The 25,815-nt window shown below is 72.8% G+C and carries 23 protein-coding genes; 8 read left to right on the forward strand and 15 right to left on the reverse strand.

The genetic code is table 11. The features are described from left to right. Together BMX97_RS17335 and BMX97_RS17340 are read right to left on the reverse strand one after the other, a co-directional pair. The gene (locus tag BMX97_RS17335) at positions 1–1,368 is read right to left on the reverse strand and encodes a DUF1800 domain-containing protein (protein ID WP_091752606.1); all 1,368 of its coding nucleotides are present in this window, start codon (positions 1,366–1,368) and stop codon (positions 1–3) included. 97 nt (positions 1,369–1,465) lie between these two features. Continuing rightward, positions 1,466–2,902, reverse strand: coding sequence for a cobyric acid synthase (locus BMX97_RS17340; RefSeq protein ID WP_091752731.1), 1,437 nt, complete (start codon positions 2,900–2,902; stop codon positions 1,466–1,468). Between the two features lie 216 nt (positions 2,903–3,118). Between BMX97_RS17340 and BMX97_RS17345 the strand changes: the two genes are divergently transcribed. After that, entirely contained in the window at positions 3,119–4,033 is a 915-nt protein-coding gene (locus BMX97_RS17345; RefSeq protein WP_091752607.1) for an outer membrane protein, read from the forward strand. On the opposite strand, the gene BMX97_RS33780 is transcribed toward BMX97_RS17345, so the two are convergent. Beyond that, complete coding sequence (locus BMX97_RS33780; RefSeq protein ID WP_244538483.1) at positions 4,020–4,655, reverse strand: hypothetical protein; 636 nt, start codon at positions 4,653–4,655, stop codon at positions 4,020–4,022. The genes BMX97_RS17345 and BMX97_RS33780 overlap by 14 nt on opposite strands. 36 nt (positions 4,656–4,691) lie before the next feature. Next, positions 4,692–5,147, reverse strand: a complete 456-nt coding sequence (locus BMX97_RS17355; protein WP_091752608.1) for an Rrf2 family transcriptional regulator — start codon at positions 5,145–5,147, stop codon at positions 4,692–4,694. 100 nt (positions 5,148–5,247) lie between these two features. On the opposite strand from BMX97_RS17355, the gene BMX97_RS17360 reads away from it, so the two are divergent. Further along, positions 5,248–6,027: a class I SAM-dependent methyltransferase gene (locus BMX97_RS17360; protein ID WP_091752609.1), complete on the forward strand. Its 780-nt coding sequence runs from the start codon at positions 5,248–5,250 to the stop codon at positions 6,025–6,027. Positions 6,028–6,040: 13 nt separating this feature from the next. Here the strand turns inward: BMX97_RS17360 and mmsB are convergent, their stop codons facing one another. From mmsB to BMX97_RS17375, 3 genes are all read right to left on the reverse strand, one after another. Next, positions 6,041–6,928 carry a 3-hydroxyisobutyrate dehydrogenase gene (gene mmsB / locus BMX97_RS17365; RefSeq protein ID WP_091752610.1) on the reverse strand — a complete coding sequence of 296 codons (888 nt, stop codon included), beginning with the start codon at positions 6,926–6,928 and terminating at the stop codon, positions 6,041–6,043. A 65-nt stretch (positions 6,929–6,993) separates the two neighbouring features. Further along, entirely contained in the window at positions 6,994–8,136 is a 1,143-nt protein-coding gene (locus tag BMX97_RS17370) for an acyl-CoA dehydrogenase family protein (protein ID WP_091752611.1), read from the reverse strand. A gap of 146 nt (positions 8,137–8,282) precedes the next feature. After that, on the reverse strand, positions 8,283–9,782 hold the full coding sequence (locus tag BMX97_RS17375; protein ID WP_091752612.1) for a CoA-acylating methylmalonate-semialdehyde dehydrogenase: 1,500 nt from the start codon (positions 9,780–9,782) through the stop codon (positions 8,283–8,285). 186 nt (positions 9,783–9,968) lie between these two features. Between BMX97_RS17375 and BMX97_RS17380 the strand changes: the two genes are divergently transcribed. Continuing rightward, a complete protein-coding gene (locus tag BMX97_RS17380) occupies positions 9,969–10,859 on the forward strand; it encodes a LysR family transcriptional regulator (protein ID WP_244538484.1) in 891 nt (296 codons plus the stop codon). A gap of 32 nt (positions 10,860–10,891) precedes the next feature. Here BMX97_RS17380 and BMX97_RS17385 read toward each other — a convergent pair whose 3' ends face one another. The 3 genes from BMX97_RS17385 to BMX97_RS17395 are packed head-to-tail and all read right to left on the reverse strand — an operon-like array spanning position 10,892 to position 12,313. Further along, positions 10,892–11,224, reverse strand: a complete 333-nt coding sequence (locus tag BMX97_RS17385) for a BrnA antitoxin family protein (RefSeq protein ID WP_091752614.1) — start codon at positions 11,222–11,224, stop codon at positions 10,892–10,894. Continuing rightward, on the reverse strand, positions 11,208–11,483 hold the full coding sequence (locus tag BMX97_RS17390; protein WP_091752615.1) for a BrnT family toxin: 276 nt from the start codon (positions 11,481–11,483) through the stop codon (positions 11,208–11,210). Before BMX97_RS17390 ends, BMX97_RS17385 begins: the two co-directional genes overlap by 17 nt. Before the next feature lie 56 nt (positions 11,484–11,539). Further along, a complete protein-coding gene (locus BMX97_RS17395; protein WP_091752616.1) occupies positions 11,540–12,313 on the reverse strand; it encodes a cyclase family protein in 774 nt (257 codons plus the stop codon). Positions 12,314–12,415: 102 nt separating this feature from the next. Here BMX97_RS17395 and BMX97_RS17400 point away from each other — a divergent pair, with 102 nt between their 5' ends. Then, positions 12,416–12,838 carry a GNAT family acetyltransferase gene (locus BMX97_RS17400; RefSeq protein WP_091752617.1) on the forward strand — a complete coding sequence of 141 codons (423 nt, stop codon included), beginning with the start codon at positions 12,416–12,418 and terminating at the stop codon, positions 12,836–12,838. Between the two features lie 16 nt (positions 12,839–12,854). Here the strand turns inward: BMX97_RS17400 and BMX97_RS17405 are convergent, their stop codons facing one another. Then, positions 12,855–14,099 carry a deoxyguanosinetriphosphate triphosphohydrolase gene (locus BMX97_RS17405; RefSeq protein ID WP_244538485.1) on the reverse strand — a complete coding sequence of 415 codons (1,245 nt, stop codon included), beginning with the start codon at positions 14,097–14,099 and terminating at the stop codon, positions 12,855–12,857. Positions 14,100–14,199: 100 nt separating this feature from the next. Here BMX97_RS17405 and erpA point away from each other — a divergent pair, with 100 nt between their 5' ends. The 3 genes from erpA to BMX97_RS17420 all read left to right on the forward strand — a co-directional run bounded on the left by erpA (position 14,200) and on the right by BMX97_RS17420 (position 17,423). Then, positions 14,200–14,526, forward strand: coding sequence for an iron-sulfur cluster insertion protein ErpA (gene erpA / locus BMX97_RS17410; protein WP_048429502.1), 327 nt, complete (start codon positions 14,200–14,202; stop codon positions 14,524–14,526). A gap of 32 nt (positions 14,527–14,558) precedes the next feature. After that, positions 14,559–16,484, forward strand: a complete 1,926-nt coding sequence (locus BMX97_RS17415) for a hypothetical protein (protein ID WP_091752619.1) — start codon at positions 14,559–14,561, stop codon at positions 16,482–16,484. A 540-nt stretch (positions 16,485–17,024) separates the two neighbouring features. Further along, a complete protein-coding gene (locus BMX97_RS17420; RefSeq protein WP_091752620.1) occupies positions 17,025–17,423 on the forward strand; it encodes a DoxX family protein in 399 nt (132 codons plus the stop codon). A gap of 21 nt (positions 17,424–17,444) precedes the next feature. Here the strand turns inward: BMX97_RS17420 and BMX97_RS17425 are convergent, their stop codons facing one another. From BMX97_RS17425 to BMX97_RS17435, 3 genes are all read right to left on the reverse strand, one after another. Continuing rightward, positions 17,445–18,980: an undecaprenyl-phosphate glucose phosphotransferase gene (locus BMX97_RS17425; protein WP_091752621.1), complete on the reverse strand. Its 1,536-nt coding sequence runs from the start codon at positions 18,978–18,980 to the stop codon at positions 17,445–17,447. Between the two features lie 112 nt (positions 18,981–19,092). After that, complete coding sequence (locus BMX97_RS17430; RefSeq protein ID WP_244538494.1) at positions 19,093–20,259, reverse strand: glycosyltransferase family 4 protein; 1,167 nt, start codon at positions 20,257–20,259, stop codon at positions 19,093–19,095. Positions 20,260–20,577: 318 nt separating this feature from the next. Further along, complete coding sequence (locus BMX97_RS17435; protein WP_060850742.1) at positions 20,578–21,162, reverse strand: polysaccharide biosynthesis/export family protein; 585 nt, start codon at positions 21,160–21,162, stop codon at positions 20,578–20,580. Positions 21,163–21,384: 222 nt separating this feature from the next. Between BMX97_RS17435 and BMX97_RS17440 the strand changes: the two genes are divergently transcribed. After that, positions 21,385–23,859, forward strand: coding sequence for a GumC family protein (locus BMX97_RS17440; RefSeq protein WP_091752623.1), 2,475 nt, complete (start codon positions 21,385–21,387; stop codon positions 23,857–23,859). Positions 23,860–24,029: 170 nt separating this feature from the next. Here BMX97_RS17440 and BMX97_RS17445 read toward each other — a convergent pair whose 3' ends face one another. After that, positions 24,030–25,505, reverse strand: a complete 1,476-nt coding sequence (locus BMX97_RS17445) for a methyl-accepting chemotaxis protein (RefSeq protein ID WP_091752624.1) — start codon at positions 25,503–25,505, stop codon at positions 24,030–24,032. Between the last annotated feature and the right edge of the window lie 310 nt (positions 25,506–25,815).

Consider the following 25,815-nt stretch of genomic DNA (forward strand, 5'->3'; position numbering starts at 1 on the left):
TCACCGTCGTTGGAACTCGGGCGCCATCAGCAGCAGGGCGATCCCTTGCGCCCGGCTCTCCGCCCGGCGCAGCGCCGTGCGGGTCTCCTCGGTGGCGAGCGGGCCGAGCACCGCGTCGGCGAGCGCGAGCGGATCGGTGCCGGCGGCGAGCTGGCCCGCCCGGGCGGCGAGGTCGAGGCGCGCCCGCAGGCCCTCGGGCGAGGCCCAGGCGCCCGCCTCGTCCGGATAGCCGTTCGGGGCCGCGGCCGACCAGTAGGGCTGGCCGAGGCTCGCGAGCCCCGCCATCACCATCCGGGGATCCAGCGCGAGGCCGAGCCCGCGCATCGCCGCGACCAGGAATTCCTGCGGCGAGCGCACCTTGCGTTGCGCCGGGTCCCAGGCCTCCGGCGCCTCGACCAGCGCCAGCGACACGCGGGCGAGGTCGCCGTCCTGGTCGAGGAAGGTCTGGGCGAGGCGCGCCACCAGGGCGGGGGGCGGATCGTCGGCGACGAAGTGGCGGGCGAGCCGCAGGGCGACGTGACGGGCGGTGGCCGGATGGGCGGCGAGGTCGGCGAGCGCGAGCCGCAGCTGCTCGGGCCCGACATCGAGGTAGGTGCGGCCGAGCAGCGTCACCGCGCCGGGCTCGTGCTCGCCGCGGCGGAAGGCGGTCGCGCCGGGCAGGCCGTCGGCGTTGCCCTCGCGCGTGAGCGACCAGCCGGTGAGGATGCGGGCGAGCGCCGTCACGTCGTCCTGGGTGTAGCCGCTCCCGACCCCGAGGGTGTGGAGCTCCAGGATCTCGCGGCCGAGATTTTCGTTGAGGCCCTTCTGCCGGCGCTGGCCGGCCGGCGAGTTCGGGCCGACCGAGGCGACGTTGTCGAGGTAGATCAGCATCGCCGGATGGGTGGCGGCGGCGAGCAGGAGGTCGCGGAAGCGCCCGAAGACGTGCGGGCGGATCGCCTCGCGCTCGAAGGCGCCGGCCGTGACCCGCAGCTGCGGCCCCCGCGCCACCGAGACGGTGAAGTGGTTGGTCCAGAACCAGACCAAGCGCTCGGCAAACCCGATCGGTGCCGCTTGCGCGAGGGAGAGGCGCGCCGCCACCTCGGCCCGGTAGGTGCGCTCGGGGACCGGCGGCGCCGGCGGCCCTTCCGGCAGGCTCGCGTCCGGCGCGCCCTCCCGGGCGAGCTTGCGGGCCTGCTCCTCGGCGCGTAGCGCCGAGAGCAGCGTCGGCGTGGCCTCGAGGTCCGGTCCGCTCGGCAGGGCGACCGCGCCCGCCGTCACCTCCCGGCGCAGGGCGTCGCGGATCGGCTCCTGGCGGGCGAGGTCGCCGGGGCGGGCACCGAGCCCGAAGCGCCCGAGGGCGAGCGCCGTCTGCCGCGGATCGACCGTCATGCCCCTCCCCCCCTCGCACGAGGCTCCATCACGCGCCGCGCCGGCTTAACCGAGGCTGAGCGGCGGATGACGGTTTGGTAAGGTGAAGCCGGGGCGCTCAGCCCGCGAGCGCGAGCAGCCGGTCGGCGTCGACATGGGCCGCGAGATGGTCGGCCAGCCGGTCGAGCACGCGCTCGATCACTGCCTCGTAGGCCTCCGGCCCCGGCGCAGCGCCGAGGCGGGAGAGCCACAGGGCGCGCTGGCCCTCGTCGGCGAAGAGCCCGTGCACGTAGGTGCCGCAGACGAGCCCGTCGGCCGAGACGGCGCCGTCGGGGCGGCCGTCGGCGAGGCGCACGAGCGGGCGCGCCGCGTCGGGCCCGTCGGTCTCGCCGACATGCATCTCGTAGCCGGTGAACGGGGTCTCGTCCGGCAGGCTGACGCCGCGGGCCGCCGCCAGCCGCTTCTCGGGCGTGAGCACCGTCGCGACGTCGAGGAGGCCGAGGCCCGCCACCGTGCCGGGCGGGCCCTCGATGCCGTGCGGGTCGCTCAGGGAGGTGCCGAGCATCTGGTAGCCGCCGCACAGGCCGAGCACCCGCCCGCCGCGGCGGCGATGGGCCAGGATGTCGACGTCCCAGCCCTGCGCGCGCAGGAAGGCGAGGTCGGGGATGGTGGTCTTCGAGCCCGGCAGCAGCACGAGGTCGGCCGCCGCGGGGATCGGCCGTCCGGGCTCGACCAGCACCACGCTCACCCCGGGCTCGGCCCGCAGGGGGTCGAGGTCGTCGAAATTGGCGATGCGCGGCAGGACCGGCACCGCCACGACCTTGCCCCCCGGCCGCTCGGCGCCCTTGAGGCCCAGGACATCCTCGGCCGGCAGCCGTGCCGCGTCGGGAAAGTGCGGGATCAGCCCGAGCGATTCCCAGCCGGTGCGGGCGGCGATCAGCTCCATCCCGTCGGCGAACAGCGCGGGGTCGCCGCGGAAGCGGTTGACGAGGAAGCCGCGGACCATCGCCGCGTCCTCCGGATCGATCACCGCCTTGGTGCCGACGAGGCTGGCGATCACCCCGCCGCGGTTGATGTCGCCGAGGAGGATCACCGGCGTGCCGGTGGCGCGGGCAAACCCCATATTGGCGATGTCGCCCCGGCGCAGGTTGACCTCGGAGGCCGAGCCCGCGCCCTCGACGAGGACGAGGTCGGATTCCACCCGCAGGCGCCCGAAGCTCTCGACCACCGCCGCGAGCAGGCGCGGCTTCCAGTCCTGGTATTCCCGGGCCCGGGCCGTGCCGACCATGCGGCCCTGCACCACCACCTGCGAGCCGATCTCGCTCTGGGGCTTCAACAGCACCGGGTTCATGTGGACCGAGGGCGCGACGCCCGCGGCCCGGGCCTGGAGCGCCTGGGCGCGACCGATCTCGCCGCCATCGGCCGTGACGGCGGCGTTGTTCGACATGTTCTGCGGCTTGAACGGCCGGACCCGCAGGCCCCGGCGGGCGTAGAGGCGGGCGAGCCCGGCGACGATCAGCGACTTGCCGACATCCGAGCCGGTGCCCTGGATCATCAGGGCCCGGGCGGTCACGCGGCGCCTCCGGCACTCCGCCGCTTCCCCACGCGCATGGCTGCTCCGGGTGACCCGGCCGCGCCGTCGCGGCGCGGGCCGGAAAAAATTCAGACAACCACGACGGTGCCGCGGCCGGTGTGGCACGGCGGTCATAGGCGTTCGGCCACGCCCAAGCTAGCGTGGCGCCACGTATCCGTCCAACCGAGGCGCCGTCCAGTGTTCAAGTCCTTCCTGCTCGCCGGCGTCGCCGCGACCCTCCTCGCCGGTGCCGCCACCGCCGCCGACCTGCCGCGCCGCGTCGCCCCGCCGCCGGTCTTCACCCCCGTCCCGGTCTTCACCTGGACCGGCTTCTACGGCGGCCTGCACACCGACTACACCTTCACCGACCGCCAGCGCATCACCACGCTCGGCAACGACCTGACCCCGACCAACACCATCGGCAACGTCGCGACCCTGCGCCGTCCGCCGTCGGTGCGCAACGAGCAGGACGGCCTCGCCAACATCGGCGGCGGCTTCGGCTACAACTACCAGTTCACGCCGGGCTCGGGCTTCGTGGTCGGCGTCCAGGCCGACTGGGCCTGGAACGACATCCACAAGAACACCTTCTACCTCGGCCCGCAGCTCGCCGCGAACAACGGCTTCTCGGACCCGAGCGCCTTCCGTCAGGAGCTGTCCTGGCTCGGCACCGTCGTCGGCCGCGTCGGCTACGCCTTCGACCGCGTCTTCGTCTACGGCATGGGCGGCTTCGCCTATGGCGGCGTCGACTACCGCGCCAACTTCTACACCACCGCCGGCGCCAACCCGCCGCTCGCGCTGGCCTATACCGGCCGCTACAACGACCTCGAGACCGGCTACGCCTATGGCGGCGGCATCGAGTACGCCCTGCCGACCGACTCGATCTTCTCGCGCTTCAGCGTCCTCAGCCTGATCGGCGTGAAGTCCGAGGCGGTGACCGTGAAGGCCGAGTACCTGCACTACGACCTCGGCAGCCGCAACGTGCTGGTGAACAACACCGGCCTCGCGGTGAACAACGGCGTCGGCGCCCAGCCGCGCGGCTCCTACACCTCGCGCTTCCACACCGAGGGCAACCTCGTGCGCGCGGGCTTCAGCTACAAGTTCAACGGCCTCTGATCCGCACGGATCGGCTGAGCCGATACGGCGGGCCCGGCACGGGCCCGCCTCTCTCCACGGCCGCGGGGCAGACGCCCGGCGGCCGTTTTCGTTGTCGGCGGAGACGACCCTGGATGAAGCGCCCGACGCGACCTCCGGCACGCCCCTCCTCCGTCGCGCCGTTCCGGACGACGCGCCGGCACTCGCCGACCTGATCGGGCAGCTCGCCGCGCATGACGGCGACCGGGCGACGACCGACGCGGCGGCCCTGCGGGCCGACCTGTTCGGCCCATCGCCCTGGGCGGTCGCCCTGGTCGCCGAGGACGGGACGCGCCTCGTCGGCTACGCGCTCCTCGTCCGCCTGTACCGCGCCCAGGAAGCGGCGCGAATCGTGGACCTCCACCCTCTCTTCGTCGCCCCGGGCGCGCGCTGCGCCGGCATCGGCCGAAGGCTGATCCGGGCGGCCGAGGCGGAAGCGAGAGCCCAGGGCTGCGTCCGCCTCGTCGTCGGGACCCATGCCGACAACCACCGCGCGCAATCGTACGATCGGATGCTGGGATTCGCCGACCGGCCGCCCGGAGGCCCCGGGTTCGCGCGCTCGCTCGCGCCCGACCGCACGGGTGGCGACGCCCGGTTGCGACATGACGGACAGCCCGGCGACGACGCTGCGGGCCCCGCCTCACTCGCACCAGGCCGGCGCCTCGACCCCGTCCACGCGACAGCGCGCATCGAAGCTGCGGGCCAGTTCGCCGAGGCTGACCGAGGCCAGCCGCGCGACGAGCAGCGCCTCGGCCTCGCGCAGCGTGCCCTCCACCGCCTCGTTGACCACCCGCTCGACGGCGCAGGCCGGGTTCGGATGGTCGCTGCCGATCGCGAAGAGATGGGGACCGCCGACCGCGCGATGGACGTCGAGCAGCGAGACCGCGTCGAGATCCGCCGCGAGGGTCCAGCCGCCGCCATGTCCCTTGTCGGAGCGGACGTAGCCGGCCTCGCGCAAGCCCGCCATCGTGCGGCGCACGACGACCGGATGGGTGCCGAGCATCCGCCCGATCGCCTCGGAGGTCATCGGCCCGTCGTGGCGGGCCATGTGCAGGAGGACGTGGAGGGTCCGGGAGAGGCGGCTGTCGGTGCGCACGGCGCCATCCTCCACGGGACGACCGGATTGGCAAGCGCGCCGCATTACGATACTTTTGAAGTTACGTGATGCACGATCACGAAACGGAGGAGCGTCGGCGATGCGCGAGTTCGAGGATCCCGCCCGGTGGGACAAGGTGGCGGAGCACTACGAGGAGACTGCGCATCCGTTCACCGCGCGCTTCGCCGAGGCGGCGCTCGCGCGGGTGCCGCTGATCCCGGGCAGCCGCGTCCTCGACGTGGCGACGGGGACGGGCGCCCTCGCGCACGCTGCGGCGCGGACGGGCGCGCAGGTCCTGGCCGTCGATTTCTCGCCCGCCATGGTCGCCCGCGTGGCGGCCTCGGGCGGCCCTGGCATCGACGCCCGGGTGATGGACGGGCAGGCCCTCGCCCTGCCGGATGCCGGCTTCGATGCCGTGTTCTCGATCTTCGGCGTGATCCTGTTTCCCGACTGGCACCGGGGGCTCGCCGAGATGGCCCGGGTGACGAAGCCCGGCGGCCACGGCGTGGTGGCGGCCTGGCGGGAGCAGGGCGCGGCCAGCTTCCTGCTCCTGCGCCGGATCCGCGAGAAACTGTTTCCCGACCGCCCGTCCATGGCGATGCCCGACGGCGTGGCGATCCTGGGCGACCCGGACCGGCTGGCCCGGGCGATGGTCGCGGCCGGGTATCGCGGTCCGGAGATCACCCCTGTCGTGTTCGACTACGATCTCGACGTCGCGCGGCTCGACACCCCCGACACCGTGTTCGGCCTGTCGCCCGACTGGACGAACCTCGACGACGCGGACAAGGCGGCGGTGATCGCCGAGGCGCGCCGCATGGCGGAGGGACGCTCCGTCCTGCCGATCGCCTCGACCGCCCTGATCGCGGTGGCCGTGCGCTGAGGCGTGCGGTCCTCTACTCCCGACCCGCCTCGCGCAGGTGGCGGATGATGCCCGAGAAGTCCGTGCCTCCCTGCCCCGACGCCTCGAAGGCGGCGTAGATCGCTTCGGCATGGGCGCCGAGGGGCGTCGCGGCGCCGGCGCCCGCGGCGGCCTCCTGCGACAGGCGCAGGTCCTTCAGCATCAGGGCGGCGGCAAAACCCGGCTTGTAGTCGGCGTTGGCCGGCGAGGCCGGGACCGGGCCCGGCACCGGGCAGTAGGTGGTGAGCGACCAGCACTGGCCCGACGAGGTCGAGGCGACATCGAACAGGGCCTGGTGCGACAGGCCGAGCTTCTCCGCCAGCACGAAGGCCTCGGCGACGCCGATCATCGAGATGCCGAGGATCATGTTGTTGCAGATCTTGGCCGCCTGGCCGGCGCCGGCCTCGCCGCAATGCACGACCTTGCGGCCCATCTTGGCGAGGATCGGCTCGGCCCGGGCGAAGGCGTCGGCCGAGCCGCCCGCCATGAAGGTCAGGGTCGCGGCCTTGGCGCCGCCGACGCCACCCGAGACCGGGGCGTCGAGGCCGGCGAGACCGCGTCCTTGCGCCTTCTCGTGCGCGGCGCGAGCGCTCGCCACGTCGATGGTCGAGCAGTCGATCAAGAGCGCACCCGCCGCCACATGAGGCAGCACCGCGTCGTAGACCGCCAGGACGTGACGCCCCGCCGGCAGCATGGTGACGACGACCTCGGCCCCCGTCACCGCGGCCTCGGCGCTCTCGGCCACCGTCACGCCGGCCGCGCGGGCGGCGTCGAGCGCGTCGGGCATCAGGTCGAAGCCGGTCACGGCGTGGCCCGCCGCGACGAGGTTGGCGGCCATCGGCCCGCCCATGTTGCCGAGGCCGAGGAATGCGATCTGCGTCATGGCTCAGCGTGTCCTCGATTGGTTTCTGATTCTGTGAGGTACGACCATCATGGCCGGCACGGCGCTCAGCTTGCGACGAGGCCCCGCGCCACGATCACCCGCATGATCTCGTTGGTGCCCTCCAGGATCTGGTGCACCCGCAGGTCGCGGACGATCTTCTCCACCCCGTACTCCGACAGGTAGCCGTAGCCGCCGTGGAGCTGGAGCGCCTCGTTGGCGACCCGGAAGCCGGTATCGGTGGCGAAGCGCTTGGCCATCGCCGAGCGCTGGGTGGCGTCGGGATCCTTGCGGTCGAGGGCGGCCGCCGCGCCGTAGAGGAGCGCGCGGGCGGCTTCCAGCTCCGTCGCCATGTCGGCGAGGCGGAACTGCAGCGCCTGGAATTCGTCGAGGCGCTTCCCGAAGGCCTTGCGCTCGGCCATGTACGCCAAGCTCTTGTCGAGGGCGGCCTGCGCGCCGCCGAGCGAGCAGGCGCCGATGTTGAGCCGGCCGCCGTCGAGCCCCGCCATGGCGATGCGAAAGCCGATCCCCTCCTCGCCGAGGCGGTTCTCGACCGGCACCCGGCATCCCTCGAAGATCACCGCCCGGGTCGGCTGGGCGTTCCAGCCCATCTTGCGCTCGTTCGGGCCGAAGGACAGGCCGGGCGCGTCGGCGGGCACCACCAGGGTCGAGATGCCCTTCGGTCCCGCCTCGCCGGTTCGCACCATCGTCACGTAGAAATCCGCCGCGCCGGCGCCTGAGATGAACTGCTTGGCGCCGTCGAGGACGTAATGGTCGCCGTCACGGCGCGCGGCGGTGCGCAGCGACGCGGCGTCCGAGCCCGAGCCCGGCTCGGTCAGGCAGTAGGCGGCGACCTGATCCATCCGGCACAAGCCCGGCAGGAAGCGCGCGCGCTGGTCCTGCGACCCGAACCGGTCGATCATCCAGGCGGCCATGTTGTGGATCGACAGGAAGGCCGCCACCGTCGGGCAGCCGAGGCTCAGCGCCTCGAAGATCAGGGCCGCGTCGAGCCGGGTCAGCCCCGAGCCGCCATGCTCCTCGGAAACATAGATGCCGCCCATGCCGAGGGCGGCGGCTTCCCGCAGCACGTCGAGGGGGAAATGCTTGCGCTCGTCCCAGTCGAGGGCGTGCGGCGCGATCCGCTCGGCCGCGAAGCTGCGCGCCATGTCGCGGATCGCGATCTGGTCCTCGGGGAGGGTGAACAGGGTCATGGCGGCGGTTCCTCCCGTTCTATGTCGACTATTGTCTGTGCCCGGCCTTGGAATGGGGCGCGTTTCTCCTCTCCCCGCGGGCGGGGAGAGGGGAAACCCGTGCCACTCGCGTAAAGCCCGGATGGCTCCCGCACGCCTGACAGGCGTTACTGCATCACCGGCATCGAGAACTGCGCGCCTTCCTTCACCCCCGACGGCCAGCGCTGGGTGACCGTCTTGGTCTTGGTGTAGAAGCGCACCGCGTCGGGGCCGTGCTGGTTGAGGTCGCCGAAGCCCGAGCGCTTCCAGCCGCCGAAGGTGTAGTAGGCCAGCGGCACCGGGATCGGCACGTTGATGCCGACCATGCCGACCTGGACCTTGGCGGCGAAGTCGCGGGCCGCGTCGCCGTCGCGGGTGAAGATCGCGACGCCGTTGCCGTATTCGTGCTCGTTGGGCAGCCGCAGCGCCTCGGCGTAGTCCTTGGCCCGCACCACCGAGAGCACGGGACCGAAGATCTCTTCCTTGTAGATCCGCATCTCCGGCGTCACGTGGTCGAACAGGCAGCCGCCCATGTAGAAGCCGTTCTCGTAGCCCTGCATCTTGAAGCCCCGGCCGTCGACCGCGAGCTTGGCGCCCTCGTTCACGCCGATCTCCACGTAGTTGCGCACCCGCTCCAGCGCCGCCTTGGTCACGAGCGGGCCGTAATCGGCGCTCGGATCGGTGGACGGGCCGATCTTCAGGCTCTCGACCCGCGGGATCAGCTTGCTCATCAGGGCGTCGGCGGTCTTCTCGCCGACCGGCACCGCCACCGAGATCGCCATGCAGCGCTCGCCGGCCGAGCCGAAGCCGGCACCCATCAGGGCGTCGACCGCCTGGTCCATGTCGGCGTCCGGCATGATGATCATGTGGTTCTTGGCGCCGCCGAAGCACTGGGCGCGCTTGCCCGTCGCGGTCGCCCGGGCATAGACGTACTGGGCGATGTCGGAGGAGCCGACGAAGCCGACCGCCTGGATGAGGTCGTCGTCGAGGATCGCGTCGACCGCTTCCTTGTCGCCGTTGACGACATTGAGGATGCCGGCTGGGAGACCCGCCTCGATCATTAGCTCGGCGAGCCGCATCGGCACGCCCGGATCGCGCTCCGAGGGCTTGAGGATGAAGGCGTTGCCGCAGGCGATGGCGGGGGCGAACTTCCACATCGGGATCATGGCGGGGAAGTTGAACGGCGTGATGCCGGCGACGACCCCGAGCGGCTGGCGCATCGAGTAGATGTCGATGCCGGGGCCCGCTCCTTCCGTGTACTCGCCCTTCTGCAGGTGCGGGATGCCGCAGGCGAACTCCACCACCTCGACGCCGCGCTGGATGTCGCCCTTGGCGTCGGGAATGGTCTTGCCGTGCTCGCGGGCGAGCAGGTCGGCGAGGCTGTCCATCTCGCGGGCGACGAGGTCGAGGAAGCGCATCATCACGCGGGCGCGGCGCTGCGGGTTGGTGGCGGCCCACCCGATCTGCGCCTTGGCGGCGTTCTCGATCGCCGCGCGCATCTCGTCCCGGCTCGCGAGCGCCAGGCGCCCGATCACCTCGCCGGTCATCGGCTGGTAGAGGTCCGAGAAGCGGCCCGAGCGGCCGGAAACGTGCTCGCCGCCGATGAAGTGCCCGACTTCGCGCGCCATGAGGGATCCTCCCTGGATCAGATGTCTTGCGCGCACCTTGCCCTGGCGATCCGCATGACGGAAGGGGCAGGAGAGCGGAACGGGTGTGCGCGGATGCGGGAACCGGACGGTGCCAAGGACGACGGGGTACGGGGCGATGGGGCCAGGAGCGAGGGGGCCAGGAGCAGCGACGGGACACGGGGCGACGTGTGGGACGATTACCGCTTCGTGCTGGCGGTGCACCGGGCCGGCACGGTCTCGGCGGCGGCGCGCCGGCTCGGGGTCGACCACGCGACGGTGATCCGGCGGATCGACCGGCTGGAGCGGCGTCTCTCCGAGAAGCTCTTCCACCGCCGGGCCTCGGGCTACACCGCGACGCAGGCCGGGCTGGCGCTGGTCGCCACCGCCGACGGGATCGAATCGGCGATCATCCACGGCGAGGCGGCGATCGGCCGGGCGGCCTCGCAGCTCGTCGGCACGGTGCGGATCGGCGCGCCGGACGGCTTCGGCAGCGCCTTCCTGGCCCCCCGCCTGACCGGCCTGATCGAGCGCCACCCTCAGCTCGACATCGAGCTCGTGGCGACCGCCCGGCTGTTCAGCCTCTCGAAGCGCGAGGCCGACATCGCCATCGGCCTGAGCCTGCCGCCGGAGGGCCGCATCGTCGGGCGCAAGCTCACCGACTATGCGCTCAAGCTCTACGCCGCCCCGGCCTACCTCTCCCGGCACCCGCCGATCCGCGAGCGGCGCGACCTTCAGGGCCACCGCTTCGTCGGCTACATCGACGAGCTGCTCTACTCGCCGGAACTCGACTACCTGCACCAGGTCGCCCCCGGGGCCGGGGCGCGGCTTCGCAGCGCCAACCTCAACGCCCAGCTCCAGGCGACGGTGGCGGGCCTCGGCGTCGCGGTGCTGCCCTGCTTCATGGCCTCCGGGCGCCCGGACCTCGCCTGCGTGCTGCCGGACGCGGTGTCGCTCACCCGCAGCTTCTGGCTGATGATGCACGCCGACAGCCGCGACCTCGCCCGCATCCGGGCGGTGGCCGAGCACATCTACGCGGTGGTCGAGGCGGAGCGGGACCTGTTCGCCCCCGGCGGGTGAGGCGGTCCCGCGGAGTGGCCGGATCAGTCGCGTCAGGCCGGAGGCAGCGCGTCGGCAGCCCGGCGCAGGGCGTCGCTCATCCGCGCCTCCCAGCCCGGACCGGTCGCCTTGAACCGGGCCACGACGTCCGCGTCCAGCGTCATAGAGATTCCGACCCGACGCCCGGCCGCGATCGCCTCGCGGTCCTGCATCAGGCTCGCATGGAGATCCGGAAAGGCCTCCCGGAATGGCACGGCCCGGCGAAATTCCTCGTCGGTCGATTCCGGATCGTCACAGACCTCGTCCCAGTCGTCCTGCGTGTAATCCGGATTGGGAACATAGCCGGGCGCGTGGTCGGGTTTTCTCGAATCAGAGTTGCTCGACATGAACACGCTCCTTCAGATTGGCGGGGCGCAGGCTGATGACCGAGAAAGCTTCCGTACCGAGCGGGGAAGCCACCACCACGACGATCAGGCGGCTCCTGAACCATCCGATCAGCTTGAACCGTCCCCGTCCCGTTCGGCTCGGCCGTGTTTCCAGCAGGACTGCCGTCGCAAAATCGAACTGCGCCGTGATGTCGGCGAAGTCCAGGCCATGCTTTTGAAGGTTGGCCCGGCGCTTCGGCTCGTCCCACTCTATGCGCACGGGATATCGGGTCTCCGCCGCGGCGGGTCAACGACCTGCCGCAGCGTCATCCTACCCTACTCCCCCAGGATCGCCACCGCCCGGGTCCAGCCCGCCGAGGCGCCCTTGATCTTCACCGGGAAGCACGCGACCGTGAACCCGGTCGCCGGCAGGGCCTCCAGGTTGGCGAGCTTCTCGATCTGGCAGTAGCCGGCCTCGCGCCCGGCCTTGTGGCCCTCCCAGATCAGGCTCGCATCGCCGGTCGCGGCGTAGCGGCGGGCGGTATGGGAGAACGGCGCGTCCCAGCTCCAGGCATCGGTGCCGACGACGCGCACGCCCTGCCCGGTCAGGTGCAGGGTCGCGGCCCGGCCCATGCCGCAGCCGGAATCGACGTAGTCGGCCTGTCCGAAGCGGGCGCCGGCGCCCGTGTTCACCAGCACGATGTCGAAGGGCTTCAGGACATGGCCGATGCGGGCGAGCTCGCGGTCGATCTCGTCGGGCATCACCACGTGGCCGTCGGGCAGGTGGCGGAAATCGAGCTTCACGCCGGGCCGGTAGCACCAGTCGAGGGGCACCTCGTCGATGGTGATCGCCCGGGCGCCGCCATCCATGGTCGGGTGGTAGTGCCAGGGCGCGTCGAGATGGGTGCCGTTATGGGTGGTGAGCTGCACGCTCTCGACCGCCCAGCCCTGGCCGTCCGGCAGGTCCTCGGGCTTCAGGCCCGGAAACAGCCCGGCGACCATCGGGGCCGAGGCCGCATGGTCCATGTAGGTCACGGTCGGCCGCTGGAACGGCGGGTCGGCCGGAACGTCGTTCTCGATCGCGATGGAGAGGTCGATCAGTCGGGACATTCCGGCGGCTCCTGCGAGGGTAGAGCGGCCTGCATCCTCCCGTCACACGGTCCTGGCAAGGGACCCGCCCGGCCACGAGCCCGGCTACGAGAAGGACCCCGCATGACGCCGACGATCCGCCCGATCGAGGATGCCGACATACCGGCGGTGATCGCCCTGTGGCACGCGGCCGGCGTGGCGCGGCCCTGGAACGACCCGGCCACCGACATCGCCTTCGCCCGGCGGGGGCCGCACGGCACCGTCCTGGTGGCGGAGATCGACGGATCGGTCGCCGCCACCGCGATGGCCGGCGAGGACGGGCACCGCGGCTGGCTCTACTACGTGGCGGTGCATCCAACGCATCAGGGCAGCGGGCTCGGGCGCGTCATGGTCGAGGCGGCGGAGGCGTGGCTCGCCGCGCGCGGCGTCTGGAAGGTGCAGCTCCTGGTGCGGCGCGAGAACGACGGCGTGCTCGGGTTCTACGACCATCTCGGCTACCGCGACACGAACGCCGTCTGCCTCCAGCGGGTGATCGCGCCGGCGTGAGGCCCGTCGCGCCCGGCTACGCCCCTCCCCCCTCCCGCCCCGGCCAGATCACCCAGTGCAGGTCCGGCGTCTCGGCGAAGAGGCGGCGGTGCTGGGCCACCGCATAGTTGTCGGTCATGCCGGCGATGAAGTCGGCGACGCGGCGGGGCGTGCGGGGATCGTCGGGACCGGAGAGGCCCGCGCTCCATTCCTCGGGCATCCGGGTCGGGTCGCGGCGGAAGGTCGAGAACAGGTCCTCGACGATCGCGGCGGCGCGGCGGCGCACCGCCATCACGCCGGGATGGCGGTACATCCGGGCGAACAGGAAGGTCTTGATGTCCCGGTCGGCCGCCGCCATCGGTTCCGAGAAGGCGACCACCGGGGCGGCGGCGTGGCGGATCGCGGCGGCATCCGCCGGCTGCAGGGCGGCGAGGCGCCGCTCGGCCTCGGCGATCACGTCCTCGACGAAGCGGGTGATGACCCGGCGGGCGAGCTCGTGCACCACCCGCGAGCGCTCGAGGCCCGGATAGGTGGTGCGGATCTCGTCGAGGAGGCCGGCGAGGAACGGCACCTCGTTCAGGTCGTCGAGGCCGAACAGGTCGGCGCGCAACCCGTCGTCGAGGTCGTGGGCGTCGTACGCGATGTCGTCGGCGAGCGCCGCCACCTGGGCCTCGGGCCCGGCGAAGGTCGCGAGCTCGAGGTCGTTGATCGCGTTGTACTCGGTGATCGCCATCGGAATGCCGCCCGCCGCGTAATGCGGCGTCGGCCGCCCGTCGCGGGTCAGGAGCGGGCCGTTGTGCTTGACCAGCCCCTCCAGCGTCTCCCAGGTCAGGTTGAGCCCGTCGAAGGTGGCGTAGCGGCGCTCGAGCCGGGTCACCAGCCGCAGGGCCTGGGCGTTGTGGTCGAAGCCGCCATGCTCGGCCATGCAGGCGTGCAGCGCGTCCTCGCCGGTATGGCCGAAGCAGGTGTGGCCGAGGTCGTGGGCCAGCGCCAGCGCCTCGGCCAGGTCCTCGTCGAGGCCGAGCGCGCGGGCGAGCGCCCGGGCGATCTGGCTCACCTCCAGGGTATGGGTCAGGCGGGTGCGGTAATGGTCGCCCTCGTGGTGGACGAACACCTGCGTCTTGTGCTTGAGGCGCCGGAAGGCGGCCGAGTGCACGATCCGGTCGCGGTCGCGCTGGAAGTCGCTGCGGGTCGGCGAGCCGGGTTCCGCGATCAGCCGCCCGCGCGACGCGGCAGGATCGCTGCCGTAGGGGGCCCGCCAGCGCTCGCCTGTCCGTCTCACGTCCCGTGCCCCCTCATCCGCCCGCGCGCCGCAGTTGCGGCCCGGGGCCGCCGTTCTTATGTTGCCATCGCACGCCGGACCCCCACCCGAGAAGCCGTCGATGACCCCGATCACCCTGACGTCCCGCGCCGCCCGCCGCATCAACGAGATCATGGGCGCCGAGCCCCCGGGCTCGATGCTGCGCATCAGCGTGAATGGCGGCGGCTGCTCCGGGTTCCAGTACGCCTTCGACATCGCGAAGGATCGCACCGACGACGACCTCGCGGTGGAGCGCGACGGCGCGACCGTCCTGGTCGATCCGACCTCGCTCCCGTACATGGAGGGCGCCACGATCGACTTCGTCAACGACCTGATCGGCCAGTCGTTCAAGATCGAGAACCCGCAGGCCACCGCCTCCTGCGGCTGCGGCACCTCGTTCTCCCTGTAATCCCGCCAGCCATCCTTCCGGGACGTTCCGCCATGACCCGCTCACTGACAACGGGCGTGGCCCGGGCCGCGCTCGGTGTCGTCGCCTGCGCGACGCTGGCCGCCGCCCTGCCGGCGGCCGTGCCGCTCCTCGCCGGCCCGGCGCTCGCGCAACAGCCCCCTGCCCCCACCGCCACGGTCGCCCTCGACGCGGTGGTGCTGTCGCTCGGCCCCGTCACCCTCAAGGCGCCGACGCTCGAGCTGCGCGGCACCGCCCTGTCGCGGGACGAGGCACGGGCGATCCTGGACCCGGCCGGGCCGGCCCCGTGGCGCACGCGGCTCGAGCGCCTGAGCGCCCGCGAGATCGTGATCCCGGTCCTGCGGGTCGAGCAGCCCGCGGGCGGCCGGGTGCAGGTCGCGGTCTACCACGACGTCGTCGCGCGGGACGTGACGGCAGGCCGGATCGGGGTCCTGGAGGCCGGCGGCGCCACCCTGACGGTCGAGGGGCCGGGCCCCGACGCGGCCGGGGCCTACGGCCGCTTGAGCGCCCGCGAGCTCGACCTGCCGGGCCTCGCGCGCCTGCTCACCGAGCCCGGAGGGCCCGATGCGGCGCCGATCCGGGTCTATGCCGGCGTCACCGCCGAGGACATCGCGCTCACCGGCCCCGACGGGGCGGCGTTCCGCATCGCCCGCATCGACGCCCGCGACCTCACCGGCCGGCCGACCACGATCCCCTGGGGCGAGACCGTCCGGGCGCTCGCGGAGGGCGCCGGCCGCAAGGACGCGCCGGAGCGCTCCCGCATGGCGGGCCTCGCCGCCGACCTGATCGACGGCCTCGGGATCGGCGGCCTCGAGATCAGCGGACTGACCCTGGCGGCGCCCGGTGGGCCGGCCGCAACGCCCGGAGGACCGGCCGCGGGACCCGGCGCGAAGCCGGTCCTGGCCAGCCTGGCACGGCTGACCTACGGGCCGGAGGGCGAGGCCAAACCCGGGGCCGGCAATACCGCAGCCGGCCAGCCCGGCCTCGGCGAGATGCGGGCCGAGGGGCTGGCCGTCGAAGCGCCGGCCGGCCGCGTCGCGCTGAAAGGACTGACCCTGTCGGGGCTGTCGCTCAAGCCGGTGCTGGAAGGCCTGCGCCGGGCCGCCGCCGGGCCGCTCGACCCGGCCGAGATGCGCCGCTACGCCCCGGCGCTCGCCCGCATCGCGGTGGAGAGCCTCGACGTCGATCTGCCGGCCCAAGGTTCGCCGGGCCAAGGTTCGCCGGCCCCAGGCCCGGGGGCGGACCCGCTCCGGCAGGCCTCGGGGCCGCTCCGCTTCGCCCTGCGCGGCGGGAGCCTCGCCATGAGCGAGGTGCGCGACGGGGTGCCGACCGCCTCGCGGCTGACCATCGACGGACTGACCGGCGCGGTGCCGCCCGACACCACGGCGCCGCTCCTCTCGGACCTCGCCGGCCTCGGCTATACCGGCCTGGACCTCTCCGGCACCGTGGACGCCCGCTGGGACGAGGCCGCCCGCGAGCTGACCTTCAAGGACGTGACGCTGACCGGAAAGGACATGGGCACCGCCCGGATCACCGGCACGATCGGCGGGATCGGCAAGGAGGTGTTCGATCCCGAGCCGATGGTCTCGTCCCTGGCGCTGCTCGGCGCCAGCGCCAAGTCGCTGGCGCTCACGCTCGAGAATGGCGGCCTGTTCCAGCGCTTCGTCGACCAGCAGGCCAAGGCCCAGAGCCTGAAGCCCGAGGAGCTGCAGCGCGAATACGGCACCGCCGCGATGCTGGGGATCCCCGCCGTGCTTGGCGGCTCGCCGTCGGCCAAGGCGCTCGGCCAGGCGGTGTCGCGCTTCGTGGTCAAGCCCGGGCGGCTCTCGGTCCGCGCCGCCGCCAAGGACCCGGCCGGGCTCGGCCTGATCGACTTCAGCACCGCGCCGAGCCCGGGCAAGATCTTCGACCGCCTGACGGTGGAAGCCCAGGCCGAGTGATACGAGATCCGGAAGATGACTTCCGGATCTCGTATCACCAGCCAGCGCGGCGCCTGAGCGAAGCCGCTTTCCGCATCGCGAAGCGATCAATCGGAAAGCGTATGAGGCTCCGGCCCCCCGCCCGGCCAGAGACATCGCAGGAACGAGGAAAGCGTCGGGAGGGTGGATCGCCCTCCCGCGCGGGGCAACGACGAGACCGTCCGGACTGGCCCGACCCGGCACGCAACACGCGACGCAATCGCGCCGCAACAGTCACGCCGTAACCACCCCGTCATCGACGGCCCGAGGAGGCCGGGACGGGGACTTGCGATGCGGACCATCCTTGCGATCCTGAACGTTCTGGCCGGCGCGCGACCGCCCCTTGCGGCCGGTTCCGCGCGCCCTGCGCCGGCCGAGGCGGCAAGCGGCGCGACCGCAACCCATCGCCTCCCGCGGCGGCCCTCCATCGGCTGACGCCGCGGTCGCGACGATCCGCGCCTCCATCGCGCCCGCCGCCCGCTCGGCCCTCCCGCGCAACGACCCCATCCGAAGGACAGACCCATGACCCCGATCCGGAACTGGACCGGCCTCGCCGCGCTCGTGCTGCGCATCCTGATCACGGTGGTGTTCGTGGTTGCGGCCGGCCTGAAGTTCGGCGCCGCCCCGTTCGAGGTCGCGGGCTTCGCGCGCTTCGGCTACCCGGCGTGGTTCATGTACGTGGTGGGCGCCGCCCAGCTCTACGGCGCGGTTCTGCTCTGGGTGAGGGGCGCCACGGCGTTCGGCGCCCTCCTGCTGATGGCCATCATGGCGGGGGCGGTCGCCAGCCATCTCGGCGCCGGCGATTCCGTCGCCCTGATGCTGCCGGCGCTGGTGCTGCTGATCCTGCTCGCCGGCCTCGCCTACGGGCACCGGGACGACGTCACGCTGTCGCTGCGCCGGATCGCGGCCCAGCGCGCCTGAGGCGCGGGGCCCCCGCCCCGCTCAATAGGCGTTCTCGGTCTTGAACAGCGCCAGCGGCGTCATCGCCAGGATCTGCAGGTCGAAGAACACCGACCAGTTCTCGATGTAGTACAGGTCGTGCTCGACGCGGCGCTGGATCTTCTCGTTGGTGTCGGTCTCGCCGCGCCAGCCGTTGATCTGGGCCCAGCCGGTGATGCCGGGCTTGACCTTGTGGCGCGCGAAGTAGCCGTCGACGACCTGGTCGTAGAGGGTGTTGGCCGCCTTGGCCTGAAGGGCGTGCGGGCGCGGACCGACCAGCGACAGGTCGCCCTTCACCACGTTGATGAGCTGGGGCAGCTCGTCGAGCGAGCTCTTGCGGATGAAGCGGCCGACCGGGGTCACCCGCGGATCGCCCTTGGTGACGATCTTGCTTGCCGCGTAATCGCACTGGTCGGTGTACATCGACCGGAACTTGTAGACGTCGATGATCTCGTTGTTGAAGCCGTGGCGCTTCTGCCGGAAGAAGACCGGGCCGCGCGAGGTGAGCTTCACGGCGAGGCCGACGCCGAGCATCACCGGCGAGAGCAGGATCAGCAGCACGGCGCCGACCACCCGGTCGAACACGCCCTTGACCACCACGTCCCAGTCGGCGATCGGCCGGTCGAAGACGTCGAGCACCGGCACGGAGCCGAGATACGAGTAGCTGCGCGGGCGCAGGCGGAGCTTCGAGGCGTGGGCCGAGAGGCGGATGTCGACCGGCAGCACCCAGAGCTTGGCCAGCATCTGCAGGATGCGCGCCTCGGCCGAGATCGGCAGGGTGAACACGATCAGGTCGACCTTGGTGCGCCGGGCGAAGGTCACGAGGTCGCTCACGGTGCCGAGCTTGGGGTAGCCGGCGACGACGTCGGCCGAGCGGCCGTCGGTGCGGTCGTCGAACAGACCGACGACCTTGAGGCCGGAATCGCCCTGCGCCTCGATCGCCCGGATCAGCGCCTCGGCCGGCTCGCCCCCGCCGACGACGGCGACGCGCCGGTCGAAGCGGCCGCGGCGCATCTGCGCGCTCACCACCAGGGACAGGACCAGCCGCCCGACGACCAGGAGCGCCAGCCCGCCGCCGTAGACGGTGCCGAGCCACAGGCGCGAGTAGTTGTCGCCGAGCTTGGCGAAGAACAGCACCGTGGCGGCGAGCAGCATCACCAGCGACCAGCCGAGCACCACCCGGGCGCCGACGCTGAAGAAGGCCCGGAACGCCCGGATGCCGTAGGCGCCGAGCGCCTGCAGCACCAGGACGTTGAGGCCGGCGAGCCCGAGGATCGCCGCGACGTAGCCGAGATGCAGCGGCACCACGCCGGCGAGGAGCCCGCGCTGGGCGCACAGGCCGGCGAGCGCCACGAGGACGAACTCGACCGCCCGCACGCAGCCGGTGAACACCACCGGTGACACCGCCGGGTCCGGGCGCACCGGCGCCACGGTCTCGGCGGGAGGCACGGCCTCGCGCTCGTGGCCGGGCCGGCCGAGCGGGCCGCCCTGGTCGGCTGCCACGGTCTTGAGGATGTCGCGGACGTCGAACGCACTCATGGCACGGTTCCGGTCACGGCTCGCGGAGGTGGCCCCCGCATCGATCTAGGTGGAAAGGGGAATATCGCCCGTCGGCACTGACGGAAGGATTAAGAAGCCCGCAATCGAATCGCTAAAAATCGACCGAAGGGGCCGGGTGGGGCCCGGCCGGTCTCAGCCCCCCGGCGATCCGCCGGCGGGCGGCGGCGTAGCCGGCGAGGCCGTCCTCGGCCATCTGGTCCATCGAGAACCGGCAGCGGATGAAGGCGCTCAGGCCCGCCGCCTCGTCGCGACGCGCCTCGGGATCCTGGTCGACCTTGCGCAGGATCGCGCCCGCGAGGGCCGCGGCGTCGTTCGGCGGCACCAGGGCGGCGGCGGCGGGCCCGAAGATCTCCGGGATCCCCCCGACATCCGTCGAGACCATCGGCTGGGCCGCGGCCGCTGCCTCCAGGATCACGTAGGGCAGCGATTCGGCGAGGGAGGGCACCACCATCACGCGGGCGCGGCTCAACGCGGCGCGGATCGGCTGGGGCGGCTCGAACCGCACGTCCTCGGCGAGGCCGAGCGCCGCGACCCGCGTGCGCAGGGTGTTCTCGTCCGGTCCCGAGCCGACCACCAGCAGGGTCAGGCGCCGTCCGTGCTCGCGGCGCAGGCGCGCCAGCGCCTCGAACAACACCGGGACGCCCTTCGCCTCGCGCAATTCGCCGATATAGACGAGGTCGAGGGCGTCCGGCGCCCGGTCGATCGGGGCGAATTCCTCGGTGGCGATGCCGTTGTGGACGATCCGCACCAGCCGGCTGGTCGGACCGACATAGGCCCGGTAGCGCCCGGCGATGAAGTCGCTCTCGAACAGGAAGACGTCGGTGCGGGCGGTGAGCACGCGCTCGGCCTGCATGTAGAGGCGGTGGAGCGCCGAACCCGGACGGTAGTTGAAGCTGCCGCCATGCGGCGTGTAGGCCCGCACCGGGCGCAAGGCCGGCCCGACCGGGACCAGGCGGGCGAACAGGCCGCCCTTCGAGCCGTGCCCGTGCAGCACGGTCGGCGCGGCGCGGCGCACGAGGCGCGACAGGGCGGCGAGCGCCGAGAGGTCGCTCGGATGCGGGTTGCGGCGCATCGGCAGGCGGGTGACGCCGAGCGTCAGGTGCGGGGCGAGGGCGGCGAGGGCCGCCTCGGCCCGGGCGCCGCCGGTGCTGGCGTCGCAGAACAGGCCGACGTCGTGGCCGGCCGCGGCCTGGAGCCGGGCGACGTCGACGACGTGGCGAAAGAGGCCGCCGACCGGGGCCCGGAAGACGTGCACGATCCGCTCCCGCGGCGCGGCGGCGGCGACGGGCGCGGCGTCCCGCGGAGCGGGATCGGCGACGAGGCGGAGTGGGGAGGCGGCCACGGGCGTGTCCTCAGGCTCGATGACGGCGCCGCGGCGCGCGGCAGCCTCCATCTCGCCCCGGGCCCGTACCCGGCCGGTTAAAGTCCGATCGAAAGTTGAGTCCGTACCCGGATCGACGGGCACGTGGTTAACCGGAGGTCAGTGGAAGTCTCGGCGGAAGTCGAGGCCGGGAGACCGTCCGCCAGGACAGGGGCCTGCGCCGCGCCGGACGGGGGAAGGCCCGCCGGCGGGACGTCAGAACCAGCGCTCCTTGACGACGATCGTGTCGCCGGGGCGGACCGGGTAGGTCATCGGCACGATGCCCGAGACGAGGCCGGTCGGCCCCTCGCGGGTGACGACGGCGTAGTCGCGGGCGGCGCGGGGCCCGAAGCCCGCCGCGATCGCCACCGCTGTCTCGACCGTCATGCCGCTGACATAGGGGTACTGGCCCGAGGTCGTGACCTCGCCCAGGATGAAGAACGGCCGGTAGACCTCGACCTCGACCGTGACGTGGGGTTCGCGGACGTAGCCGTCGCGCAGGCGCGCCTCGATGGCGCGGGCGGCCTGGGCGGTCGAGCCGCCCGCGACCTTGACCGGGCCGATCAGCGGCAGGGCGATGCGCCCGGCCCCGTCCACCGCGTAGATGTTCGAGAGGTTGTCCTGCCCGAAGACGATCACCCGGAGCTTGTCGCCGGCCGCCAGGGAATAGGCGGCGCCGACCGAGCCCGTTCCCGTCTCGTCGAGCAGAGCAGTCCGGTATTCCGGTCGCAGGCAGCCCCCGAGCGCGATGGTGGTCGCCACGGTGGTCGCCATGCCGGTGAGGAGGGCGCGTCGGTTCATCGCTTCCGGCCAGTCCAGATCGTGTCGGCGGGGTCTGATGCACCGAGGTCTAGGGCGGCATGGTTAATGAAGTCTCACCCGGACGCGAGGTCGGGCGAGACGTGCGCAAGCGGATCGCCCGCCCCGCCAGCGCCTTAACTCGTCGGCAACCTTAATCGGGTGTTATCGGGGCGCGGCCCGGACCAGGGCCGTCTCTCCCCGCGTCCTGACAGACGGTCCGCCATGCCCCGCGTCTTCCCCTTCGCCGAGCGGTCGCGTGCCCGCCTGCCCGACCGCCTGGCCGGGCGCGGCCGCAACGGCCAGGACGAATCCCGCTCCGACCTTCCGCCCCGCGACGAGACCGGGCGCGGATCCCCGGACGGCCTGACCCTCGCCGATGTCGGCCGCCTGCTGCGGCGGCGCTGGCTGGTGATCCTGCTGCCGACGCTCGCGGCCTTCGGGCTCGCGGTCGTCTTCGTCCAGGTGGTCACGCCGCGCTACACCGCGGAGACCAAGCTCCTGCTCGAGAGCCGCGACAGCGCGCTGACGCGGCTGCAGCAGGACCGGGGCGAGCTGCCCCAGCCGATCGACGAGCAGGCGGTGGCGAGCCAGGTCCAGGTGGTGATGTCGCGCGACATCGCCCGCGAGGCGATCAAGAGCCTCGGCCTCGTCGGCAACCCCGAATTCGACCCGATGGTGAAGGGCGTCGGCGGCCTCCAGCAGGTGCTGGTGATGCTCGGCCTCGCCCAGAACCCCCTCGACCGCGAGCCGGTCGACCGGGTGCTGGAAAAATACTTCGAGCGGCTGCTGGTCTACCCGGCCGGCAAGTCGCGGATCCTGACGATCGAGTTCCGTTCGAAGGATCCCGAGCTGGCCGCGAAGGCCGCCAACACGATCTCGGACCTCTACCTCTCCTCGCTCGCCGCCGCCAAGGTCGACACCGCGCGCTACGCCTCGACCTGGCTCGGCTCCAACATCGAGACCCTGCGCAGCCGCGTCGCCGAGGCCGAGGGCAAGGTCGAGGTGTTCCGGGCCCGCAACGGCCTGATCGGCAGCGGCGGTACCGCCAACCAGCCGCTCGCCGCCCAGCAGCTCGCCGAGATCTCGACCCAGCTGACCCAGGCCCGCGCCGCCCAGGCCGATGCCGGCGCCAAGGCCAAGCTGATCCGCGAGCTGCTCAAGGACGGCCGTAGCTTCGAGATCCCGGACGTCGCCAACAACGAGCTGATCCGCCGCCTCGTCGAGCAGCGCATCGGCCTCAAGGCGCAGCTGGCGCTGGAGGCCCGCACGCTGCTGCCCCAGCACCCGCGGATGAAGGAGCTCGGCGCCCAGCTCGAGGGCCTGGAGACGCAGATCCGCGCCGCCGCCGATCGCGCGGTGCGCACGCTCGAGAACGATTCCCGCATCGCCGGCAGCCGGGTCGAGAGCCTGCAGGCGGCGGTGGACGCCCAGCGCACCGTCGTCGCCAAGGCGAACGGCGACGAGGTCGCGCTGCGGGCGCTGGAGCGCGAGGCCAAGGCCCAGCGCGAGCAGCTCGAATCCTACCTCGGCCGCTTCCGCGAGGCCGCCGCCCGCGACGAGGCGAGCGCCGCCCCGGCGGATGCCCGGGTGGTCTCCCGCGCGGTGGTGCCCGACCTGCCGTCCTTCCCCAAGAAGCTGCCGATCGTCCTGTTCGCGACGGTGATCGCCTTCCTGTTCGCCGTCGGCGGCATCGTCGCCAAGGCGCTCCTCGCCGGCGATCCGCCCGGCCGGGGCCGCGGCCGCCCGCCGCTGCGTCGCCCCGAGACGGAGGCCGAGGCCCCCGTCGCGGCGCCGAGCGCGGTACCGATGCCCCAGGCCGCCGCCGCCCTCGCGGCGGAGCCGGACGGCGAGGCGATGCCCGCCCCGGTCGTCGCGGCGGACCCGGGCCCCGCCGTCGCGCATCCGGCCGTCGCGCCGACGGACCCGGCCCACCCCGTCGTCGCCTCGTCCGCACAGGGCCCGACCGCCCCGATCCCGCCAGCCCAGGTCCCACTCGCCGAGATCCCGCTCGCCGAGATCCCACTCGCCGAGATTCCCTTGGCCCAGATCCCGCCCGTGCAGGCCGCGCCGACCCCCGCCGCGAAGGCGCCGGCCGAGCCGCGCTACGACCTCGACGTCCTGGTGGCGCGGCTCGACGCGGTCGAGACCGCCGGGGCCGGCCGGCGGGTGCTCCTCGTCGGCACCGGCGAGGGCACCGATCTCGACGACCTCGCCCGCAGCCTCGGCCGTGCCGCCGCCCTGCATGGCCGCGCCCTGCTGGTGCGCCTCGACGGCCCGGCGGACGCGCATCCGGGCCTCACCGACCTCGTCGCCGGCCGGGCCGACTTCACCGCGGCGATCCGGCGCGAGGCCGGCCCGCGCCTGAACCTGATCGGCCGCGGCCGCGGCGAGACCCGGATCCTGGCCGCCGGGGGCGAGGCACTCGGGCTGACCTTCGACGCCCTCGGCGAGGCCTACGACTGGGTGATCGCCTCGGTCGGGGACGGCTTCTCGGCCGAGACCCGGGCGCTGGTGAGCGCGGTGGCGGCCTGGATGGACGCGGTGGTGATCGCCTCGAACGCGGAGGCCGACGACCCGCGCCTCGTCGGGCTGTTCGACACCGCCGAGGCGGCCGGCGTGCCGGACGTGATCGTGGCCCAGGACCGGACGCCGGTGGAGGTCCCGATGCCGTCCTACCCGCTGCGCCGCTCGGCCTGAGGCCGGCGCCTTTCGCGCCGGAGCGGAGTGTCGGTTCCCCCGGGCGCCACACCGGCCCCCGGCGGCTCGCCCGGAAGCCCGGGCGCTCCGACGACAGGCGTTCGGTCCCGGCTCCCTTCCCCGGCCGGTCCCGCCCGCGGAGGATCGGGCGGCGTCCCTTGCGGACCGCCTCAGCCGGCCATCCTGCGGGAGGCGTCGCGGACCAGGCGGGCCGCGGCGTCGATCTGCCGGGTCGAGGACGCGACGACGCCGAGATTGCGGCTGATCGCGCCGACCGCCTCCGTCATCGCCTGCATGCTGGACGACATCTCCCGCGCGACCGCCGCCTGCTGCTCGACCGCGGACGCGATCGACGAGGAGATCTCGTCGACCTGGCCGACGGTGGCGCCGATGCCCGCGATGGCGGCGGCGGCCTGGTTGGCGGCGGCCTGCGTCTCGGCGATCTGACGGCCGATGGTCTCGGTGGCCCGGCTGGTCTGGGCCGCGAGGCTCTTCACCTCGGCGGCGACGACCGCGAAGCCCCGACCGGACTCGCCGGCGCGGGCCGCCTCGATCGTCGCGTTGAGCGCCAGGAGATTGGTCTGGCCGGCGATCTGGTCGATCGTCTCCACGACCTCGCCGATGCGCTGGGCCGCGGCCGCGAGGCCGGCCACCACCGCCGAGGTCGCGTCGGCCTGCGCCACGGCGTTCCGCGTCACCGCGAGGGACAGGCCGACCTGATGGCTGATCGCCCCGACGGAGGCGGCGAGTTCCTCGGCGCCCGCGGCGACGCTCTCGCTGTTGCCGGTGGCCTGCTCGGCGGCGCTCGCCGCGCTCACCGCCTGCTGCGAGGTCTCGGAGACCGAGGCCGCGATGCCGTCGAGGTCGCGGTCGATGCCGTGGTGAAGTTCCTCCCGCCGCCGCCGCCGCGTCACCGACGCGGTGACGTCGACGGCGAACTTGACCACCTTCAGGAGCCGCCCGGAAGCGTCGAAGACGGGGTTGTAGGTCGCCTGGATCCAGACCTCGCGCCCGCCCTTGCCGAGACGCTTGTACTCGGCCTGCTGGAACTCGCCCCGGCGCAGGGCCTCCCAGAAGCGTGCGTAGCCGGCGCCCTGCTCCGCCGCATCGACGAACATCCGGTGGTGCCGGCCCTGCACCTCGTCGAGCGCGTAGCCGACCACCGCCAGGAAGTTGGCGTTGGCGGTGAGGACGATCCCGTCGAGGTCGAACTCGATGATGCCCTGCGCACGGTCGAGGGCGTTCAGCTTGCCCTCGCAATCGGCGTTGCGCAGCTTCTGGGCGGTGACGTCGACCGCGCATTTGAACACGCCGCAGGGCCTGCCGTTGCGCCCGAGGATCGGGTTGTAGCTCGCCTGGATCCAGACCTCGCGCCCGCCCTTGCCGAGGCGCTTGTACTCGGCCTGCTGGAACTCGCCCCGGCGCAAGGCCTCCCAGAACGCCCGGTAGGCCTCGCCGTCGCGCTCGGCGGGATCGACGAACATGGAGTGGTGCCGCCCCCGGATCTCCTCCAGGCGGTAGCCCAGGGCGGCGAGGAACCTGGCGTTGGCCGTGATGACGGTGCCGTCGAGGTCGAACTCGATCAGCGCCTGCGACGCGTCCAGCGCGGCCAGCCTGGCCTTGAATGCGTTGTGTCCCAGCAGCATCGTCGCCCTCCATCGTCGAGCGGGGCGTTCGCCCCCGTCATTCCGGGACCGCGGCGCTTCGGCGCTCTCGTCCCGGGATGGCGGCATGGCGCCATCGTCTTACAGGATGGGACCGCAGGACTGCCGCGCCCTCAACGGGAGCCGGCGAAAGCAAGCGTATGCCACCATCCTCGACGGCGATTTCATGCCATCTTCCCGATCCCGGGAAGAGAGCGCCGCCGCGATGAAAGGTTTCGCGTCACGAGACACGATCGCCGCCACGGCCCCGCTGCGCATGATGTTCATCGACTCATGGAATGCCCGGTTAACC

The organism is Methylobacterium sp. ap11, assembly GCF_900110515.1.
Classification (GTDB): Bacteria; Pseudomonadota; Alphaproteobacteria; order Rhizobiales; family Beijerinckiaceae; genus Methylobacterium; species Methylobacterium ajmalii.